Genomic DNA, 18,807 nt, shown 5'->3' with positions numbered 1-18,807 from the left:
ACCAGTCCGCCAGTGTGAAAAAGGCCGGAAAACTCTAGCCGGTAGTGGTCCAGACTTGGGTCTCAGAGCAAAAGGCGAACAGAGTCTCCAATTAAACGGCCCGGATCAGGGGGCTGGGTCAGACACTCTGACGTTTATGCCACGGAAGATGCCCTTTCGTTTGACGGGCACGTCAACACTCACCTGAAAGAAAACGTCCAAGTCCTCCAACGCCATTCTCACTTTTTCAAAAAGATACTGGGATTTTGGCCGTCAAACGACGTTAACGATCCGGTCGCGAACGTTCACGCTGGAAGCGCGGTTCTTTGCGGTGTGCTGGACGGTTTTGGAATATATGGCTGCTCCTACAGCCCAGCTCACATTACCGATCCTGAAACTGCATCCTGGAGCGAAGTATGCTTTTTCGTTCTCTACTCCGGGCCAAGCAGAAACCAGCTTGGAAGATTTGTTCAACGTTTGTTGACCTGCGGCCAAAACCGCGTGTTCCTTCAGCCCGACTTCGTCGAGTTCAAGATTGCAACTCTGAAACTTAAAGCTCTGTCAGATCAGTTGGACCGCGAGTCTCTCGAGTGTGATTTCAAGAAATCGGACATCGACAACATCCGTCAGAAGATGAAAAAAGCATCGGATAGTGTCCGAGGCGGTATTGAGTTCAGGGTTGGGCGGACGCAGCGCTATTGGAACAATCTGCAAGGCCTCATCGCAAATATTCGATCCGTCAGAATTATCGGCTGGCAAACTTATGATGACTACATCATGCGAACTTACGGCTCGCATGTTCTCAAGTATGAAGAAGCAGGTCATCTCCTCCGCGAACTAGAAATGAAAATCTTCAGATCGGAGGAGGCTTTGCAATCGCAAGCAGCAACCGAACTGGCTCGATCAGCGGCGCGCATCGGAGTACTGGGCGGGATCGGCTTGCTGGCAACTCTGCTGAAAGAGTCCATAAATCAACTCGGCGCGGTCGTTCCCGACCAATGTTCGGCCGGAATGTCGCGCATTTGCCAGTTCGGTCACAAAATTGATCAGGACATCGGGCTGATCGCCTTAAATGTGGTAATCAACGCATCCGCATCAGTCGTTTGCGCTGTGTTGATCTTGATTTGGTTTAAGATGTTTTTGTGCAGCCAGTTCAAGAGGTTTCAGAGCCGCCGCAACATCAACGCCGCGAAGCGCCGATGGACGTCAAAGCAGTAACCTTTCGGCCCCCTACCCCAGCGCCGTATCATGCCCCGTCGCGGCGCGCACGAGGTTCACGTCCTCGCGGCTCTTCAGGAAGTCGGCCATCTTGGTCTTGTCGGTGCGCTCGTCCCACCAGGTTTTCCAGGCGATGCCGATCCAGGTCGCATGGAAGGCCAGCCCGGCGCTGATCGCCAGCCAGCCCGGTATCGGCCCGATATGCGCGCGCCGGAAGAATTGTTCCCACGAACTCACATCCACCGGATGGATCGCGATCTTGGCAAAATACGCCGCGCCCAGGATGGCGAAGATATATCCATAATTGCGCCGCAGCCTTCGCCCCACACAGCGGATCATCGAGATCCTGTATTGCGGTGACATGTAATCATCCGAAAGCGCCGTGCCGCGGTCGAGCTGGATCTTCACCCCCTCCCCGCGCAGGATCGGCACATAGAAGGCAATCTCCAGCACCCGCGCCCGGAAGCGCCAGACATAGAAAAACCGGTAGCGCCGCGCCTCCAGCATCAGGAACACGATGCAGAGCATCCCCACCAGCACGATCGGGAAAGGCGAGGCGCGCTCATTCGCGAACGCCACCGATAGTCCGATCCCGGTCGAAATCACCGCCCAGTTGGTCGTCTGGTCGAGCCGCTGGCGCCACACCGTCGAGCGGTAGACTTCCGCGCGGTAGAGATGCGACAGCGCCGTGACTTCCGATGGCCCGCAGATGCCCTCTGCAGGGATCGCCACATGGTCGGCCTCTGTTTCATCGGTCGGTGTCATGCCCCTACCCTATGACGCAGGATGCGCGCGGCATAAAGGGGCAACCGCGCCGCAGCGAGCCGCACCCACCCGGCCCTCAGCGCGCCTGAGGGCAATAGCCGAGCGCGAGGATCGCGCCGATGCCTTCCAGCGCCTGGCGCACATGGCGGGTATCATCCGTGCCGTCGCCCCGGCGCACGACGCCCGCAAGCTGGCCGGCCCCGCCTTCGATCCGCGCCTGCCACAGCGCGTAGCGCACTGACTCTGGCGCTGAGGTCAGCCCCCGCGCGCGCTCGAAATCATTGATCCGGCAATCCATCATCATCCGCTCGGCCAGCACATGCGCAAAGGTCGACCGCTCGAAATGATCCGGGCTGATCCGGTCTGTCGTGCCGGGTTTCGGCGCGCCGGCAAATCCGGTCATCATGTCGATCACGAGGAGGCGCTGGTCGGGGTTCGGCGCGAGGTCCAGCGCGGCGGCCATGATGTCCGGCCGGCCGATATTGACCGGCGGCTGCCCGTCGCGCACCCGCTGCAGGAAGCCCACCCAGCCATGCGCGGCAATCGCCGCCTCGGCGGTCTCGCGCGCATAATTCACCGGCGGCGCAGGCGGAACGGCCCGGCCAAGCCGCGTGCGCCAGCGGGCCTTCAGCGCAGGATCCGGGCTCTGCGCCACCGCTTCGGCAAAGGCAGGCCGCAGGCGCTGGAGTTTCGCGCTGCCCAGCGTCTCAGCCGCGGCCCAGGCCGCTTCCAGCAGGCAGTCTGCCTCCTGCGGCCCGGCGGGGCAGGTCTCGCCCGCGGGAGCATTCATCGGTGCGGCCCGGAAATGCGAGGGCGCGACCGGCATCGGCCCGGCGGGCGGCGGGCCTGAAGGCCCCGCCATCGCCGTACACGCGCCGAGCGCAAACACTGTGAGAATCGCTGCCAGCCTGTTCATGCCCTTCCCTATCCCCCTGCGGATGAACGCGAAATGACCGCCAGCCCGCTCTTTTCCCAGCGTCAGCTTGGACATGCGCCCTCCCCGGGGCTATCTTGACACAGACGTCACCAAAGGGGCCGCCCATGTTCCTCAATTTCTTCAACGAGCTTCGTGCCGCCAAAGTGCCGGTCACGCTGAAGGAATATCTCCTCCTCATGGAGGCGATGGACAAGCAGGTCATCGAGATGGAGGTGGAGGAGTTTTACTACCTCTCCCGCGCCGCCCTGGTGAAGGATGAGCGCAATATCGACAAGTTCGACCGCGTCTTCTCCCATACCTTCAAGGGCCTCGACACGCTGGCCGACGCCGTCAATGTGCAGGACCTGCCTGAGGAATGGCTCAAGAAAATGAGCGAGAAATTCCTCACGCCCGAGGAAATGGCCGAGATCGAAGCCATGGGCGGCTTCGAGAAGCTGATGGAAACGCTCAAAAAGCGCCTCGAAGAACAGAAGAAGCGCCATGAGGGCGGCAACAAGATGATCGGCACGGGCGGCACCTCGCCCTTCGGCGCCAATGGCTACAATCCCGAAGGCGTGCGCATCGGCCAGGACAAGTCCCGCCACCGCCGCGCCGTGAAGGTCTGGGACAAGCGCGAATTCAAGAACTACGACGACAAGGTCGAGCTGGGCACGCGCAACATCAAGGTCGCCATGAAGCGGCTGCGCAAATGGGCCCGCAAGGGCGCAGCCGATGAACTCGACCTCGACGGCACGATCCGCAACACCGCCCGCAAGGGCTATCTCGACATCGAGATGCGCCCCGAAAAGCGCAACACCGTCTCCGTCCTCCTCCTCCTCGATGTCGGCGGCTCGATGGACCCGCATGTGCGCGTGATGGAGGAACTGTTCTCGGCCGCCAAGTCCGAGATCAAGAACCTCGAATACTACTACTTCCACAACTGCCCCTATGAGGGCCTGTGGAAGGACAACCGCCGCCGCATGAACAACCGCATCCCGACCTGGGACGTGCTCAACAAGTATCCGTCCGAATACAAGGTCATCGTCGTCGGCGATGCCACGATGAGCCCGTACGAGATCACCTATGCCGGCGGCTCGGTCGAACACTGGAACGAGGAAGCCGGCGGCATCTGGATCCAGCGCTTCGTGGAGCGCTATCCCAACCTCGTCTGGCTGAACCCCACCAAGGAAGGCGCCTGGGAATATACCGGCTCGATCAAGCTCATCCGTGAACTGATCGGCCCCCACCGCATGTTCGAAATGACCCTCGGCGGCCTCGACGAAGCGATGAAGGAACTGAGCCGGTAAGGGCCAAACACCCCTCAAACGCTCCGCACACCCCGGTAAATCCGCCACAGCGCAAACACGCCGATCGCGATCCACATGATATTGATTGCCACCGACGGAATGGCCCCGTGATAGCCGCTGTTGAGGATGAACCCCGCCGCGCCGATGACGTTCATCCACTGATACACCGCGCTGTCGCCGCGCAGCCGGCCGAGCGACAAAAGGATATACGCGCCGAGGATCAGCGCCGCGCCGGTCCAGCCGGCCATCTCGATCAGGATCAGGGAAAGGCTCATCGCGCGCCGCTAGCGCCCAATGCGGACTTTCGCAATCAGCTTTTGCTGCAGGCCGCATCCCATTCCGCCCGCGTCATCTCCCAGACGAGGCTGACGCGGCTCGTCCCGTCCGCCCGCTCGCTCGTCACCTCGCCCATCCGACGGAAGCCGAGCCCGTCGAGCAGGCGCTGCGTCGCCAGATTGTCCAGAGCCGCCGTCTCGCAGATGAGGTCAAGGCACAGCCCGTCAAACATCCAGCCAAAGCTCGCCGCTGCCCCGCGCCCGCCTGCGCCCTGCCCGTGCAGCGAGGGGTGCAGCGCGCCGCCCAGCTCCCCGGCGGCCCATTCCGGCCAGACCTGCACATCGGAATAGCCCAGGATGCGCCCGCCCTCCCCCTCGCGCACGAAGAGCAGGCCAATTCCAGCTTCCCGCTCGATAATATGCGTCTCGATGAAGGCCTCGACGCTCGCCTCGGTCAGCGGGCGCGGAAGGGTGTAGATCGGCGCGTGCACGGCCGGGTCTGACAAGAGGGTATAGAGCCCCGCCGCATCCTCTGGCCTTGCGAGGCGCGAGTCGCCAAGGCGCACCGCCAGGCGCACTGCCGAGCGTACAGCTTCGGCGCGCTCCGGGCTGACGGGGTTGCGCGTGATCGGAATTTCACCTGCCATGAATGGCAGACTCGCAAGTTTTCACGCCCGCCGCCAGCGCCTTCTTCAGGCCCGCACTTTTTTCGCGGCCATCTCAGGCTTAACGGATGCAGCAGGGCGCGGCTGGGGCATTACCTCAGGCTTCAGCACCAGTTCGCCCTTCTCGACGATGGACGACACCGGCATCGGCCGGCCGAGCAGGAAGCCCTGAACCTCGTCGCAGCCCTCCACCTCCAGTAAAGTCAGCTGCTCATCCGTCTCGATCCCTTCCGCCAGCACCGGGATACGCAGGCTGCGCCCCAGTGCCAGCACGGCGCGCACCATCGCCACCGTCTGCTCGCTCGTGTCGACCTGTTCAATAAACGACCGGTCCAGCTTGATCTTGTCGAACGGGAAGGTGCGCAGCGTATCGAGCGAGGAATAGCCGGTGCCGAAATCATCCAGCGCGATGGTGATGCCCAGCGCCTTGATCTGGCGCAGCATGTGCAGCGAGCGTTCCTTGTCGGCAAAGATGGTCGACTCGGTCAGCTCCAGCTCCAGCCGGTTTGCCGGCAGGCCCGTCTCCACCAGGATTTCGAGGATCAGCTTGGGCAGGTCGGCATGGGCAAACTGCATCGGCGAAACATTCACCGCCACCTTGTACGGCGGGTCCCAGCGCGCGGCCCGGCGGCAGGCCTGGCGCAGCACCCATTCACCGAGCTGCAGGATCAGACCGTTCTCTTCCGCAATCGGAATGAATTCTGCCGGCGAAATCGGCCCGCGCTCGGGATGCGTCCAGCGCACCAGTGCTTCATATCCCTGGATCTTCTGTCCACAGATAGACTTCTGCACCTGGAAATGGACATCCAGCTCATTACGGTCAAACGCGGAGCGCAAGTCGTTTGCCAGTGCCTTTCGCTTTCGGACGATTTCGTCCATCGACGGATCATAGAAGGCTACCGAACTGTTCGGTGTCGCCTTGGCGCGGTACATCGCCAGATCGGCATTCCCAATGAGGCTCAGCTTGTCGCCGGCATCGTCCGGGTACACACTGACGCCGAGGCTCGCGCCGGGGGAGACTTCCAGCCTGTCGATCCGCAGCGGCGCATGCAGGGCGCGCTCCAGCCGCGCCAGAAAATCATTAACCTGCCCCACAGCATCCAGCCGTTTCAGGGCCGCAAACTCGTCCCCGCCGAGGCGCGCCACAAACTCGCCCTCGCGAAGGTCGCCCGTGATCCGCGCTGCCAGCGCCTTGAGGACAGCGTCGCCCATGGCATGGCCGTGCACATCATTGATCTCCTTGAACCGGTCGAGATCAATCCCGACCAGCGCTACCCGTGTACCCAGCGTGGTGGCCCGGCTCAGCTCCTCCTCAAGGCGCACATTGAAATTCATCCGGTTCGGCAGGCCGGTCAGACTATCGGTCACCGCCATCTGGCGCAGCTGCTCGTAGCTGTCCGAGCGTACCTTTTCGTCGATGATATAGCTCGCGCTTCCCGCGCCGAAGATGACGAAGCCGACACAGGCGACAGCGAGCGCCAGTGACATGAGTTGCTCTGGGTCCGTCCCCCCCCCGGTTATGCCGACCGGGATCACCTGATAGGCAACCATGCCGGTAAAGTGCAGCAGCAAAATGCCGAGCACCATCAGCCCCGTCGCTTCCAGGTGCCCGCGCAGCGTTGTGCGGCGAAGAGCGTGCCGAACGGCTGCCGCGCCAAACAACATTGCGAAGCCCAGCGATGCCACAAGCGCGCCGAGGTCCCACTGCACCACGCCGCGCACCTGGTATCCCATCATGCCGGTATAATGTATCGCTGCAACCGCCAGTCCGAACAGGGCGCCGCCAAACAGGGGCGCAAACCGGTCCTTGCGGCTGATGGCCAGCCATAGCCCGCCCATCGTACCGGCCACAGCAATGATCAGGGAAATGATCGTCAGCGTCGGCTCGAAGGTGAACGGCACACCCGGATCAAAACCCAGCATCGCGATGAAATGTGTGCACCAGATCGCCGCCCCGGCTGCCACGGAGGTCAGCACCAGCCAGCCGAGCTTCTGCATCCCGTCTGCCAACGCCGCCCGCTGGAACAGCTTGATGGTCACGAAACAGCCCGCAACACAGATCAAGGACGCCAGGAAGACGAGGCCCGGATGATGATCCCAGAGGTGGTGTTCTACAAGGGTCGCCGCCACTTCGACCATACCGGCATGAACGCCCTGATGCGGCGCGAAGGCAACTGGCACAGTCGTCATTCCGGGATGCTCCAGGTACAGGAGATCACCCTTGAAGCGATAAGGTTACTACCGGGTTAGGCGCGCTGCAGATTGTGTGAACGCTATCATGAGGTCTGGCGGCCTTTCCGTAGGGTCAGCGTCTGCGGAGCATCAGCCCGGCCAGCAGGCCGAGTATTCCGCCGCCGACCCCGCCCTCCAGGAAGTTCTGGATATGGATCATGGCCTGGCTGGTGCCGAGCAGCGGACCGATGCCCGCCGCATCCGCCGCATAGTGTGCCGCGATGCCGCCCACAATGCCGCCAAACATGCCAACCACCGCCCGCCCGCCGAGCAGGCGTGTCACCACCGGCCCGAGGATCATGCCGCCCAGCGCCGCGATGAAGAGCGGCACAAAAGTCTCAAGGTCCATGCTGCAGGTCTCCTGTCGTCCCCGGCACTACATTCCGGGAGAAGCCCGCTCCTGTCGAGCGCCATTTGAAGACGCGGCTTGATTGACAGGGCCCGCCGCGCGGCAGAATGCTGCCCCCGAATGACCGACACTTCCCAGCGCCCCCCAGGCCCCCACGCCTATCTCTTCGTGATCGTGACCGTGGCGCTGGACATGATGGCCTTCGGCCTGATCGTGCCCGTCATCCCCAGCCTCGTGCAGGACCTTGCCAATGTCCCGCCCGAGCGCGCGACCCTCTGGATCGGCGCGCTGGCGGCCACCTTTGCCGTCTGCAACTTCTTCGCCCAGCCGGTGCTCGGCGCCCTGTCAGACCGGTTCGGGCGCAGGCCCGTCCTCCTCGGCTCGCTCGCCATGCTGGCCATCGACATGCTCATCATGGGCTTTGCCGCCTCGATCTGGGTACTCTTCCTCGGCCGCGCGCTCGCCGGCATCGCGGGCGCCACAGTCTCCACCGCCAACGCCTACATCGCCGATACGACCGCACCTGAAGACCGCGCCAAGGCGTTCGGGCGCATCGGCGCTGCCTTCGGGTTCGGCTTCGTCTTCGGCCCGGTCCTTGGCGGCCTGCTGGGCGAGATAGATGTGCGCGCGCCCTTCTTTGCCGCCGCCGCGCTGTGCGGCATCAATGTGCTCTATGGCCTGTTCGTGCTGCCGGAATCGCTCGCCCCGGAGAACCGCCGCCCCTTCCGCCTTGCCCGCGCGAACCCCTTCGGCGCCGCGCGCCACTTCTCGAAACTGCCGCAGGTCTCCTGGCTGCTGATCGCAGGCGGCATCTATTTCTTCGCCCACACCGTCTATCCCGCCACCTGGTCAATCTATACCGAAATCCGCTTCGGCTGGACGCCGTTCGAGATCGGCCTCTCCCTCGGCCTTGTCGGCTTCGGCGCAGCCTTCGTCCAGGCCTTCCTCATGGGTCCGGTGCTGAAGCGGCTTGGGCCGGTCAACACCGCCTTCGCCGGCCTCTGCATCCATGTCGTCACGATGAGCGCGTTCGCCTTCGCCGGCGCGCCGTGGATCGTCTACCTTCTCATCCCGCTGAACGCGCTCGGCGGCATCACGACCCCCGCCCTCAACTCGCTGATGTCCACCGTCACGCCGCGCAATGCGCAGGGCGAGCTGCAGGGGGCCATTGCCGGGCTCAACGCCTTTGGCCTGATCTTCAGCCCGCTGATCATGCAGGCGATGATCTTCACCTTTACCCACCCGTCCGCCCCGGTCCACTTCCCCGGCGCGGCCTTCCTGCTTGCCGGATTTCTGACCGCTCTCGCCCTGATCCCGTTCCGCCGGGGCATTGCCGCAAATGCAGCGGCCCTGGCGGCCAGAGGGGCGTGACACAGCCTCCCGCCTTGGTTACAGCCCTGTCATGCTGAAGCTGCGCCCCGCCCTCTTCCTCGACCGTGACGGCGTCATCAATGTCGACCGGGGCTATGTCAGCCGGATCGAGGATTTCGAATTCATCGATGGCGCGCCCGAGGCCATCGCCGCCTTCAATGCCCGCGGCTGGCATGTCTTCGTGGTGACCAACCAGTCAGGCATCGCCCGCAATTATTACACCGAAGACGACATGCACACCCTTCATGGCTGGATGGAGGCCCGCCTCGCCGAGGCCGGCGCCCGCATCGACCGCATCTATTACTGCCCCTACCACGAAGAGGGCGAGAACCCCCGCTACCGGAAGGACAGTTTCGACCGCAAGCCAAAGCCCGGCATGTTGCTGCGCGCGATGTCCGATTTCCCGGTGAAGCGCGAATCGAGCTTCCTGATCGGCGACAAGGACGCCGACATCGAAGCCGCCCGCGCCGCCGGCGTGGCCGGCTTCCTCTTCACCGGCGGCAATCTCGCCACCTTCGCCGAATGGACGCTGGCGAGCTTCGAGGACGGCAATCGAGGCTGATCCCCCAGATCAGGGGGCGTGACAGGCGCAGGCGTCCATGCTCATCTCGCGCGGAAATCCTCGCCGGAGTGCGCCCGACATGCTGAGACCCGCCGCCCTCACCGCTGCCCTGGCCGCCATGCTGTCGCTGACAGCCTTCGGCGGCGGGAACCGGATGAATTTCGAAATGCAGCCCGGCCGCTGGCTTGTCTATGAGTCGCTGATGCTCGACGGCAAATATGTCGAGGAGATCGAGACCGAAATCTGCCTCACGCGGTGGACGCAGCGCACACCTGAGCAGTTCCTCGCCATGGCGGCGCGCGGCGCAACCTGCGAGATCACCAGCCGCAAGCGCGATGTCGGGATGCTCGACCTGACCTATACCTGCACCGATGGCCCGGTGCAGGAAGGCAAGATCCGCATCGGCGCCAGCATCGACGACATGAGTGTCATGGCAGAGGCCGACTATACACTCGACGACGGCAGCGTCGTGCCCGCCTATATCGACACCATGTTCCTGCATGACGGCCCCTGCCCGGCCCCCGAAGAAGACGCCGCCCCGGACGAGGCGCCCGCCTAAACCGGCTTCAGCGTCTTCGGGTCCAGCCCGCCCATGCGGCAGACTTCCTTCCACTCCGCCGCCGTCACCGGCTGCACGGACAGGCGGAACGATGTCACAAGGCTCATCTCCGCCAGCTTCGGGTTCGCCTTCACATCCTTGAGGCTCACCGGCTTCGGCACCGGCGCCAGCGCCCGGATCGTCACACAGTCCCAGCGCGGATCATCCGTCGTCGGATCAGGCTTCGACAGCTCGCACACCTCGCAGATACCCACCACCTCAAGGCCAATATTGGAGTGGTAGAAGAACACCCGGTCGCCGATCTTCATGTCGCGCATATGGTTGCGGGCGGTATAGTTGCGCACGCCCGACCAGGGCTCGCCCACCTCGCCCTTTGCCACCTGCTGGTCCCAGCTCCAGGCATCAGGCTCCGATTTCACCAGCCAGTATTTCAACGCGCGCTCCTTCAATGCTTTCCCCCCGCCGGCTTCAGCCTGCCCGCCAGGCCGAGACCATAAGCAGGCATGTTGCCATAGATATTGCGGAAATCGCCGGGGCGGACCGTGTAAGTCTCGTGCCAGATACCGACATCCCCGTTTTTCGCAACCTGCTGATTGAAGGCTTTCCAGGCCGGCAGGTGCGCCAGCGTCCTGTCGGTCGCATAGGCGTACAGCTGGTCATAGCTGCGCCAGTATTGCACCAGCATCGTGTTGCGCAGGCCGAAATGCGTGCGCGCATGCATCAGGCCCAGTTCCGGCTTGCCGAACAGCTCGATCAGCATCTTCGGCATCGCCATGAAGACGGGAAGCCACTTCCACACCTTCCACAGCCGGTTGATCCGCATTCCGATCAGGAACACGACAAACTCGCCCTCCACCTCCGCCGTCCAGCGGCCTTCTTTTATCTTTGCCATTGTTCTGATTCCTCCCGGAGGAAGAAACCTAGCGCGACCGCCCCACTTCGGCGAGGGCCGCGCGGACCAGCCGCTCATAATGCGGCCAGCCCTTGTAGTCCGCCAGCACCGGGTCGATCCCGTCCCACGCTGCTTCAAACGCCTCCGCATGGCCGGGCCCGTCGAGCGCGGCCTGCAGCGGGTCAATGGCGACCCGGATCGTGAACAGCACCGCCCCGGTCTGCGGAAGTTTCGAGATCGTCTGCCGCTCTACCCGCAGCCACAGGGCCGCCAGCGCCCCCTCCTCCGTCAGAATCCCGGCGAGACGCTTATAGGCCTCCTGCGACGGCGTGAACCGCTCCGGCCCCGGCTGGACCGTCCAGTTGAACCGCTCCAGCACCTGGCCGGGGCGCAGCGCATCGAACATCCGGCGCACCCGCCCCACCATGTCCGGATTGGCGCCCGGCACCGGCCCGTGCAGCCCGGCCAGAGGCTCGCCCAGCTTCTCGTCCAGCCGCCAGAAAGTCGGCGCACACAGGCTCGCCGCTTCCAGCCGCCAGAAGCCATACCCCTCGCGCATCATCAGGCAGAGATCATCCGACACTGCGCTGGCCGCCTTCTCCAGCGGCGTCGGCCAGTCCCCGCGCGCCCGTGATCCTGAAAACGCCAGCACCTGCTCTGCGGCTTCCGCCATCGCCTCTTCCGTACCCGGACGGGCAGCAAACACATCCCTCCGGCGCTTGCGCATCAGGGTACGCTTGTCATCCAGCCAGACGTCTTTCTCCGTATCCGGATCAAGCCAGTGGGATGCCTCGATGGGTTTCAGCCCCGGCGCCAGTGAAAGCGGCCCGTTCAGGAAAGGCAGGTAAGGCGGCGTGCGCATCTGCCCTCTCTCCCCTTCCCCTGCATCAGGCCGGGCGCGCCGAGCCCCAGCTGACATAGCCCGCGATCTTCGGCGTGTTCGGCAGGTACATCGTCTCGGCGTCTTCCGCCTCGAAGCCTGCTTCCTTCAGCAGGCTGATCGTATCGCGCGTCAGATGACAACCACCCGCAAGCGCCTTCCAGACGGGCTCCACCCGGCGCTGCCATTTGGCAACGCCTTCGTCCGGTGACAGGCCATGCTCGGTGAACAACACCCGCCCGCCGGGCTTCAGCACGCGCTTTGTCTCGGCCAGCGCCGCGCGCCAGTCGGGGATCGTGCACAGCACAAAGGTGATGACGGCCGTATCCACCGAATGATCCGCCAGCGGAATGGCCTCCGCCCCGGTCTCCAGGAAATCAATGCTGCGCCCGATGCCGAGTTCGCCCGCCTTGCGGCGCGCTTTCTTCACCATCCCCGGCGCCGGCTCCAGCGCATAGAGATGGTCGACCTTGCCGCCATCATAGAGATCGAAATTTGTGCCCGAGCCGCAGCCAAGCTCCAGCACCACGCCGCTGGCTTCAGGCACGACCTTCTGGCGCTGCTTCATGATCGGCCGCGAGGAACACGCGCACGCCACCAGGTTCGGAACGACATACCGCTCCCAGGGGTTCATCACTGCGTCCGGTTCGTGGGGGTGAAGCCGGGATAGGAACGCATCTGGATCTTCTGGCGCGTCGCCTCATCCGGCCGCGCGATCAGCGCATCCTGCGTGATCGACACCTCGAACACATAGCCATCCCCCATCGGCTGATAGGTGGCCGATCCATACTCCGCATCAATCCCGAAGCGCGAGCCATAGGTGCGCGCCAGCGCATTGACATCAATGCCCGGCTCGCTGCGCACGATGCGGATGCCGTCCTGCTGGCCGCGCGTCACCGCTTCGGAGGAGAACTGCATCGAAAAGGTCGAGCGCATATGCTCCAGCCGGTAGACCGAGTCATAGCCGAGGATGTTCGCCATCGGCTGGAACTTGATGACCCGCGCCCCGATCTGCCACTCATCGCCCTCGAACACCGGGCGCGTGCCATCGGCCTGCAGGAATTGCGAGCCATCGGCCAGCACGACATCCGCCTGGAAGGCATTCTCCCGGCCCGGAACCGCCGTAAAGGTGACGGTCGCCACCGGGCGTTCATAGGTCAGGCGCTTGTAGGTCTGGATATTCAGGCCCGCAAAGGCGACCACACCGGCAATCCCGAGGAAAGCCGAGCCCAGCGCCAGCCGGCCCACGCCGGCAAATGGCCGAAGATTGGCCAGCTTGGCGATGCCGGCAAACAGGAGGATCAGTCCGATGACGCCGGAAATGGACGGCAGGATCCACCATATCAGGCTCATCGCGTGCTCCCTGGCATTCTGCGTCCGGTTAACGGCCAGCCGCGCACCCCCCCGCGCCTGTCCTGAAGTGTCTGGTATATCAGCCTTTCGCTACAGGTTTAGCAAGCCTCATCAGGGGGAACTGCATTTTTTGCGGGCCGTCTGCCCGCCTTATCCGAGGATCTGCTGCGCCGCCGACCAGGCCACATAGATCGCCACCCCGATAATCATGACGGCAAAGCCGATCCGCGCCGTCCGGATGCGGGTGGCCATCGCGCGCGCAACCAGCAGCCCCGCGCCCCCGCCAACGGCGCCGCCGGCCAGCAACAGCCCTGCGAGGCGCAGGTCCACCGATCCGGCCAGCGCATAATTCGCAGAGGTTGCCGCCCCGAATACCGCAACGGAGACCAGCGAGGAGGCCGCCGCATTCGACAGCGTCATGCCGGCGGCCATCATCAGGCCCGGCACGATCAGGAAACCGCCGCCGATGCCGAAGAAGCCGGCGGCAACCCCGGTTGCGAATCCCGCCGGCGCGAGGCGCAGCAGCATCCGCAGCGTCAGGTGCACATCGGCATTCCCCTCGCTTTTCGGCTTGCGCAGCATCGTCAGGCCGATGGCTGCCATGGCGAGCGAAAAGCCGAGCAGCAGCCAGCGCCCGTCCACCTGCAGGGCGAGCGTCGAGCCCAGCAGGGACCCGGTAAACCCCGCCCCGGCAAAGGTCAGCGCGCAGGGCCATTTCACCCGGCCTGCGCGCCAGTGCCCGGCAAGGTTCACCAGCGCAATCGCGGCCACCGCCGCCGCCGACGTGCCGATCGCAAGGTGCGGATCCGTGACCCCGACCGCAAAGATCAGGAGCGGCGCCGCAAGCACCGATCCCCCGCCCCCGAAGGTGGCGAGGAACAGGCCGATCAGGGCGCCGGACAGCAGCGCCGCCGCAATCATGGCAGGTGTCAGAGCCAGCATGGCAACCCTCCCGGTGCCTGAGATGAGATCAGGCCGCAGCCGTCCGGTTCCAGGGCATGACGGCGAGCACATTCGCCATGCCGCACCAGCCCGAAATGCCCGCAAAGGTGAGGCCTGCGCCAATGAAACCCGACAGCGCATAGCCGGCCGGATGCACGAAGGTGCCGACCAGCACACCGGTCAGCACCAGCAGCCCGGCGGTGATCTGCACCTGCCGGTTCATGGGCAGCGGCGCTTTCGTGTCGGTCACCACCGGAAGGCCGGCCTGTTTCCAGGCATCCAGCCCGCCCGCCAGCAACAGCGCCTCGCCGTCCACCTTGTCCGCAAGGCGCGCGCAATTGGCTTCGGTCCGCATCCCGGATTTGCAATGGAACACGGCGGACTTGTCCGCGCCAAGGCGCAGGCCGGACTCTTCCAGCTTGGACAGCGGGAGGGAGGCGGCGCCCGCGATATGCTCGCGCGCATGTTCATCCGCCTCACGGATGTCGATCAGGTGGAAGCGTCCGGCTTTCAGGCCTTCCGCGAGTGTCTTGGGGTCAATCTTGGTCAGGGTCGTCACGGGGTTACTCCTCAGGACAGAAGATCTCGGCCAGCGCCTCGATCAGTTTCAGCACAGCCGGCTCGGCGATCCGGTAATGGATCGCCTGGCCCTCGCGCCGTGTGGCCACCAGCCCGTCCGCCCGCAGCACGGCGAGGTGCTGGGACAGTGCCGACTGGGACAGGTCCGTCCCGGCCAGCAGGGCGCTGACTTTCATCTCCCCGCCGCTCAAGCGGCAGAGGATCATCAACCGCTGCTCATTCGACAGCGCCCGCAGGAAACGGGCGGCCTCGGCAGCTTTCTCGGCGAAAACGGAAGGATCGAGGGTCTGGGCTTTCATGGGTCCTATATATTCGGTCTTGCTAATTTAGCAATAGCTAATATATGAGGGTCATCACAAACAACAGGAGGCCCCCCATGCCTGCCACAATGCCTGCCAAGCCCGACCTCAAGGCTTACTTCGATCCCGCCACCAACACCGTGTCCTACCTCGTCTGGGACCCGGCAACGCGCGCAGCGGCGATCCTCGATCCGGTCCTCGATTTCGAGCCCAATGCCTCGGCCCTGTCCTCGGCCTCGGCCGATGCGATGCTGGCCGACGCTGCGTCCCTTGGCCTTGACCTTCAGCTCGTGCTCGATACCCACGCCCATGCCGACCATTTGTCGGCCGCCGATTACATCCGCCAGAAAACCGGCGCGAAGATCGGCATTGGCCAGCACATCACCAAGGTGCAGAAAGCCTTCCTGCCGATGTTCGGCGAAGCGCCCGATGCGCCGGATGCCGGCGTGTTCGACCAGCTGTTCGCCGATGGCGAGACCTTCCCGCTCGGCGAGCTGACCGTCCGTGTGCTGCACACGCCCGGCCACACGCCGGCCTGCCTGACCTATGTGATCGGCGACGCCGCCTTCGTCGGCGACACGCTGTTCATGCCGGACTATGGCACCGCCCGCGCGGACTTTCCCGGCGGCGATGCGCGCACGCTCTACCGCTCGATCGCGAAAATCCTCGCCCTGCCGGAAGACACCCGCATCTTCGTCGGCCATGACTACCTGCCCGAGGGCCGCAGCGCCTACCGGTGGGAGACGACCGTCGCGGAGCAGCGCGCCGCCAACATCCATGTGCATGAAGGCATCAGCGAGGACGAATTCGTCGCCATGCGCGAGCGGCGCGACGCCACCCTCGCCGCCCCGCGCCTGATCCTGCCGAGCCTGCAGGTCAACATCCGCGCCGGCGCCCTGCCGCCCCCTGAAAAGGACGGCCATGTCTACCTGAAACTGCCGGTCAACCGGATGGGCGGGCGCGCATAGCTCCCCTGCCCGGATGACCCCGCGTGCCCCCTGCCATATGCCGCCAAAGCCTGTTAGGGGCGGCAGATGGCGATCCGCGATTTTGCCCTTCTCTGCCTTGTCTGCCTCGTCTGGGGGCTGAACCTCGTCGCCACCCGCTGGGTGGTGGCCGACAATGGCGTGCCGCCGGTCTTCTTTGCGGGCCTGCGTTTCCTGGGCGTGGCGCTCTGCCTCGTGCCCTTCCTGTTCCCGCGCCCGGCGAACCTGCGCATCCTGTTCCTCGTCTCGCTGATGATCGGCAGCCTGCACTTTGCGCTCCTGTTCATCGGCCTGCAGCATGCCGAAGCCTCGGCCGTCGCGGTCGTCGGCCAGCTGGGCGTGCCGATCTCCACCCTGATGAGCATGGCCTTCCTCGGCGAGGTCATCCGCTGGCGCCGGGCGCTCGGCATCCTGCTCGCCTTCATTGGCGTGCTGATCATCGCCTTTGACCCGACCAGCTTCTCGGTCTCCTTTGGCCTCCTCTACATCGTCGGCTCGGCGATTGTCGGATCCGCCGGCGGCATCATCATGAAATCCATGCCCAAGGTGGACGCGCTGAAGCTGCAGGGCTGGGTCGGCCTGTTCAGCTTCGCGCCGCTGTTTGCGCTCTCCGCCGTGATCGAGACCGGCCAGGTCGCCACCTTCCTCGCCGCCGGCTGGGGCGTCTTCGCGGCAACCGCGTTCGCCATCCTCGGCGTGTCGGTGTTCGGCCATTCGGCCTTCTATTCGCTGCTGAAGAAATACGATGTCTCGCTGCTCTCGCCGCTGACGCTGATGACGCCGATCTGGGGCGTGATCTTCGGCATCGCCCTCCTGAACGAGCCGCTGACCCTGCGCCTCATTCTCGGCGCGGCCGTCTCCCTAAGCGGAGTCCTTGTCATCGCGCTGCGCCCGAACGAGAAATTGCCGGAAGCGGCCCTCGGCAAGAAGGCGGCGACCGGAGACAGCTGATGACCATTGAGGATGCGCTGAGCCCCAACCAGAATGAGCGCAAACATCCCGTCAGCCTGCTGGTGCTGCACTATACCGGCATGGAAAGCGGCGCCGCGGCGCTCGCCCGGATGCAGGATGAGGGCGCGGAAGTCTCGGCCCATTACATGGTCTGGGAAGATGGCCGCATCACCCGCCTCGTGCCGGAAAGCGCCCGCGCCTGGCATGCCGGCATCTCGCGCTGGCAGGGGCTGGAGGATCTGAACTCCCGCTCGGTCGGCATCGAGATCGTCAATGGCGGGCATGACTATCCCCTGCCCGGCGGCGTGCTGCCGCCCTATCCGGATGCGCAGATTGCCGCTGTCATTGCGCTCTCGCGCGAGATCATGGCGCACCACGGCATCCCGCAAACCGGCCTTGTCGGCCATTCGGACATTGCGCCCGCCCGCAAGATCGACCCCGGCGGGCATTTCCCCTGGGCGCGCCTCGCCGAAGCCGGCCTCGGGATCTGGCCCGCCGAAGAAACCGGCGCAGGCTGTGTCTGGGCGGGCGGGGACGCCATGCGGCTCAACACCCAGCTTGCCGCCATCGGCTATGACACGGGCGATATTCCCGCCGCACTGCGCGCCTTCCAGCGCCGCTGGATGCCGGACGCCATCACCGGCATGGCAGATGCGCGCACGCTGGCGCGCGTTGCGCAGATCGCGGCGGCCTATGCGGCGGTCTCGTCTTCTTCCCCCCAGGCCTGAGACCATTCGGTCGCGAGCGCCGCGCCCAGCAGCAGCGACATCACCGAGGCCGACAGCCAGATGAAGCCGAGGATCAGCGACGCCAGCGCGCCATAGATCGTGCCGAGCACGGAATAATTGAGGTAAAGCTGGAACAGGAAGGTGACGAGCAGGAACGCCACCGCCCCCGCCGCCGCGCCTGCTGCCAGCGCCCGTGTGCCGCGCGCGACATGACCGCGTAAGGACAGCACGAGGATCAGGTAGAATACCGCAAAGCTGGCAATGCCTTTCGAGATCCAGAGCGAGTCCGCAATCGCCGCGATCGTGCCGGCAAACTGCGCGGTTGCATCACCCGTATCCTGCATCAGCAGAGTCGTGAACAGCTGCAGGATGCCCATCAGCCAGACCGCCAGGATCAGCGCCGCCGTCAGCAGCAGCGAGACGCCCTGAAAGCGCGCAAAGCGCGTCCGGTCGGCTGTTCCGGCAATCATGCGGATGCCGGTAATCGCCGCCTTGGCGCCGGATGTGGCGGTGAACAGCACGAGCAGCAGGGCAATGAACGCGCGCAGGCTGAGGCCCGCCGGCGTCATGCTGCGGATGGTGTCGAGTTCCTCATCCGTCAGCGGCTCGACATTCTGGCGGAAGATTTCGGTGATGGGCTTGGCCATCTCCTGGGCGATGTCCGGCGGCAGGAAGAAGGTCAGCAGCGTCAGCGTCAGGTATATCAGCGGGAAGATCGAGAACAGCGCATAGAAGGCGATGCCGCCGGTGACGATGCGCACATCCGGCCGGAACAGGCGCTTCAGCGCGCGCCAGCCAGGATCAAGGAAGGCAGGACGCCAGGCTTCAATCATCTGCCCCTTCTGGCACGGGCAGGCCGGGAGACAAAGCGGGGATTGGCGCGGGCCAATCCCTGTTTCCAGGGCGGCGCGGAAGCGGGCACGCAAGAAATTTCGCCTGCATTTGCTGCAGATGGCGGGCCGCCGGAGCGGAATTCCACAGGCCACCAATCCGACCGGG

The 18,807-nt window shown here is 64.5% G+C and carries 23 protein-coding genes; 8 read left to right on the top strand and 15 right to left on the bottom strand.

All coding sequences use genetic code 11. From position 1 onward, the window contains the following. Window positions 1–312 precede the first annotated feature (312 nt). Window positions 313–1,197, top strand: a complete 885-nt coding sequence (locus ACK4SV_RS13980; protein ID WP_409918460.1) for a hypothetical protein — start codon at window positions 313–315, stop codon at window positions 1,195–1,197. 12 nt (window positions 1,198–1,209) lie between these two features. Here the strand turns inward: ACK4SV_RS13980 and ACK4SV_RS13975 are convergent, their stop codons facing one another. Together ACK4SV_RS13975 and ACK4SV_RS13970 are read right to left on the bottom strand one after the other, a co-directional pair. Next, window positions 1,210–1,962 (bottom strand): DUF2270 domain-containing protein, encoded by a 753-nt coding sequence (locus ACK4SV_RS13975; RefSeq protein WP_409918459.1) that lies wholly within the window; start codon window positions 1,960–1,962, stop codon window positions 1,210–1,212. A 76-nt stretch (window positions 1,963–2,038) separates the two neighbouring features. Next, window positions 2,039–2,878 (bottom strand): hypothetical protein, encoded by an 840-nt coding sequence (locus ACK4SV_RS13970; protein ID WP_409918458.1) that lies wholly within the window; start codon window positions 2,876–2,878, stop codon window positions 2,039–2,041. Between the two features lie 125 nt (window positions 2,879–3,003). Between ACK4SV_RS13970 and ACK4SV_RS13965 the strand changes: the two genes are divergently transcribed. Then, a complete protein-coding gene (locus tag ACK4SV_RS13965) occupies window positions 3,004–4,185 on the top strand; it encodes a vWA domain-containing protein (RefSeq protein WP_409918457.1) in 1,182 nt (393 codons plus the stop codon). Window positions 4,186–4,199: 14 nt separating this feature from the next. Here the strand turns inward: ACK4SV_RS13965 and ACK4SV_RS13960 are convergent, their stop codons facing one another. The 4 genes from ACK4SV_RS13960 to ACK4SV_RS13945 form a co-directional block, all read right to left on the bottom strand. Further along, entirely contained in the window at window positions 4,200–4,460 is a 261-nt protein-coding gene (locus ACK4SV_RS13960; RefSeq protein WP_409918456.1) for a CBU_0592 family membrane protein, read from the bottom strand. Between the two features lie 35 nt (window positions 4,461–4,495). Then, a complete protein-coding gene (locus tag ACK4SV_RS13955) occupies window positions 4,496–5,107 on the bottom strand; it encodes a GNAT family N-acetyltransferase (protein WP_409918455.1) in 612 nt (203 codons plus the stop codon). A gap of 45 nt (window positions 5,108–5,152) precedes the next feature. Further along, the gene (locus ACK4SV_RS13950) at window positions 5,153–7,315 is read right to left on the bottom strand and encodes a putative bifunctional diguanylate cyclase/phosphodiesterase (RefSeq protein ID WP_409918454.1); all 2,163 of its coding nucleotides are present in this window, start codon (window positions 7,313–7,315) and stop codon (window positions 5,153–5,155) included. 115 nt (window positions 7,316–7,430) lie between these two features. After that, complete coding sequence (locus ACK4SV_RS13945) at window positions 7,431–7,706, bottom strand: hypothetical protein (RefSeq protein WP_409918453.1); 276 nt, start codon at window positions 7,704–7,706, stop codon at window positions 7,431–7,433. 120 nt (window positions 7,707–7,826) lie between these two features. Between ACK4SV_RS13945 and ACK4SV_RS13940 the strand changes: the two genes are divergently transcribed. The 3 genes from ACK4SV_RS13940 (at window position 7,827) to ACK4SV_RS13930 (ending at window position 10,198) form a co-directional block, all read left to right on the top strand. Next, the gene (locus ACK4SV_RS13940; RefSeq protein WP_409918452.1) at window positions 7,827–9,077 is read left to right on the top strand and encodes a TCR/Tet family MFS transporter; all 1,251 of its coding nucleotides are present in this window, start codon (window positions 7,827–7,829) and stop codon (window positions 9,075–9,077) included. Window positions 9,078–9,108: 31 nt separating this feature from the next. Continuing rightward, window positions 9,109–9,639 carry a D-glycero-alpha-D-manno-heptose-1,7-bisphosphate 7-phosphatase gene (locus ACK4SV_RS13935; protein ID WP_409918451.1) on the top strand — a complete coding sequence of 177 codons (531 nt, stop codon included), beginning with the start codon at window positions 9,109–9,111 and terminating at the stop codon, window positions 9,637–9,639. Between the two features lie 79 nt (window positions 9,640–9,718). Then, complete coding sequence (locus ACK4SV_RS13930; protein WP_409918450.1) at window positions 9,719–10,198, top strand: hypothetical protein; 480 nt, start codon at window positions 9,719–9,721, stop codon at window positions 10,196–10,198. On the opposite strand, the gene ACK4SV_RS13925 is transcribed toward ACK4SV_RS13930, so the two are convergent. The 8 genes from ACK4SV_RS13925 to ACK4SV_RS13890 form a co-directional block, all read right to left on the bottom strand. Next, on the bottom strand, window positions 10,195–10,632 hold the full coding sequence (locus ACK4SV_RS13925; RefSeq protein WP_409918449.1) for an EVE domain-containing protein: 438 nt from the start codon (window positions 10,630–10,632) through the stop codon (window positions 10,195–10,197). The genes ACK4SV_RS13930 and ACK4SV_RS13925 overlap by 4 nt on opposite strands. An 11-nt stretch (window positions 10,633–10,643) precedes the next feature. After that, window positions 10,644–11,090, bottom strand: coding sequence for a DUF4188 domain-containing protein (locus ACK4SV_RS13920; RefSeq protein ID WP_409918448.1), 447 nt, complete (start codon window positions 11,088–11,090; stop codon window positions 10,644–10,646). A gap of 28 nt (window positions 11,091–11,118) precedes the next feature. Next, on the bottom strand, window positions 11,119–11,952 hold the full coding sequence (locus ACK4SV_RS13915; protein WP_409918447.1) for a heme-dependent oxidative N-demethylase family protein: 834 nt from the start codon (window positions 11,950–11,952) through the stop codon (window positions 11,119–11,121). Between the two features lie 25 nt (window positions 11,953–11,977). Continuing rightward, window positions 11,978–12,604 (bottom strand): class I SAM-dependent methyltransferase, encoded by a 627-nt coding sequence (locus tag ACK4SV_RS13910; RefSeq protein WP_409918446.1) that lies wholly within the window; start codon window positions 12,602–12,604, stop codon window positions 11,978–11,980. Then, a complete protein-coding gene (locus ACK4SV_RS13905; protein ID WP_409918445.1) occupies window positions 12,604–13,323 on the bottom strand; it encodes a hypothetical protein in 720 nt (239 codons plus the stop codon). The genes ACK4SV_RS13910 and ACK4SV_RS13905 overlap by 1 nt, the downstream gene beginning before the upstream one ends. 150 nt (window positions 13,324–13,473) lie before the next feature. Further along, window positions 13,474–14,265 (bottom strand): sulfite exporter TauE/SafE family protein, encoded by a 792-nt coding sequence (locus ACK4SV_RS13900; protein ID WP_409918444.1) that lies wholly within the window; start codon window positions 14,263–14,265, stop codon window positions 13,474–13,476. A 28-nt stretch (window positions 14,266–14,293) separates the two neighbouring features. After that, window positions 14,294–14,824 (bottom strand): rhodanese family protein, encoded by a 531-nt coding sequence (locus ACK4SV_RS13895; protein WP_409918443.1) that lies wholly within the window; start codon window positions 14,822–14,824, stop codon window positions 14,294–14,296. Between the two features lie 4 nt (window positions 14,825–14,828). After that, window positions 14,829–15,143, bottom strand: coding sequence for an ArsR/SmtB family transcription factor (locus tag ACK4SV_RS13890; protein WP_409918442.1), 315 nt, complete (start codon window positions 15,141–15,143; stop codon window positions 14,829–14,831). Window positions 15,144–15,220: 77 nt separating this feature from the next. Here ACK4SV_RS13890 and ACK4SV_RS13885 point away from each other — a divergent pair, with 77 nt between their 5' ends. From ACK4SV_RS13885 to ACK4SV_RS13875, 3 genes are all read left to right on the top strand, one after another. Continuing rightward, complete coding sequence (locus ACK4SV_RS13885) at window positions 15,221–16,111, top strand: MBL fold metallo-hydrolase (protein WP_409918441.1); 891 nt, start codon at window positions 15,221–15,223, stop codon at window positions 16,109–16,111. A gap of 66 nt (window positions 16,112–16,177) precedes the next feature. After that, window positions 16,178–17,080, top strand: a complete 903-nt coding sequence (locus ACK4SV_RS13880; protein ID WP_409918440.1) for a DMT family transporter — start codon at window positions 16,178–16,180, stop codon at window positions 17,078–17,080. Next, window positions 17,080–17,808 (top strand): N-acetylmuramoyl-L-alanine amidase, encoded by a 729-nt coding sequence (locus tag ACK4SV_RS13875; RefSeq protein WP_409918439.1) that lies wholly within the window; start codon window positions 17,080–17,082, stop codon window positions 17,806–17,808. The genes ACK4SV_RS13880 and ACK4SV_RS13875 overlap by 1 nt, the downstream gene beginning before the upstream one ends. Here the strand turns inward: ACK4SV_RS13875 and ACK4SV_RS13870 are convergent. Then, a complete protein-coding gene (locus ACK4SV_RS13870; protein ID WP_409918438.1) occupies window positions 17,772–18,641 on the bottom strand; it encodes a YhjD/YihY/BrkB family envelope integrity protein in 870 nt (289 codons plus the stop codon). The genes ACK4SV_RS13875 and ACK4SV_RS13870 overlap by 37 nt on opposite strands. Window positions 18,642–18,807: the final 166 nt, after the last annotated feature.

Origin of the sequence: Hyphomonas sp. (assembly GCF_046313735.1) — a bacterium.
GTDB lineage: Bacteria > Pseudomonadota > Alphaproteobacteria > Caulobacterales > Hyphomonadaceae > Hyphomonas.
The sequence above is the reverse complement of the archived record's forward strand: the minus strand, read 5'-3'. Positions and strand labels throughout refer to the sequence as shown.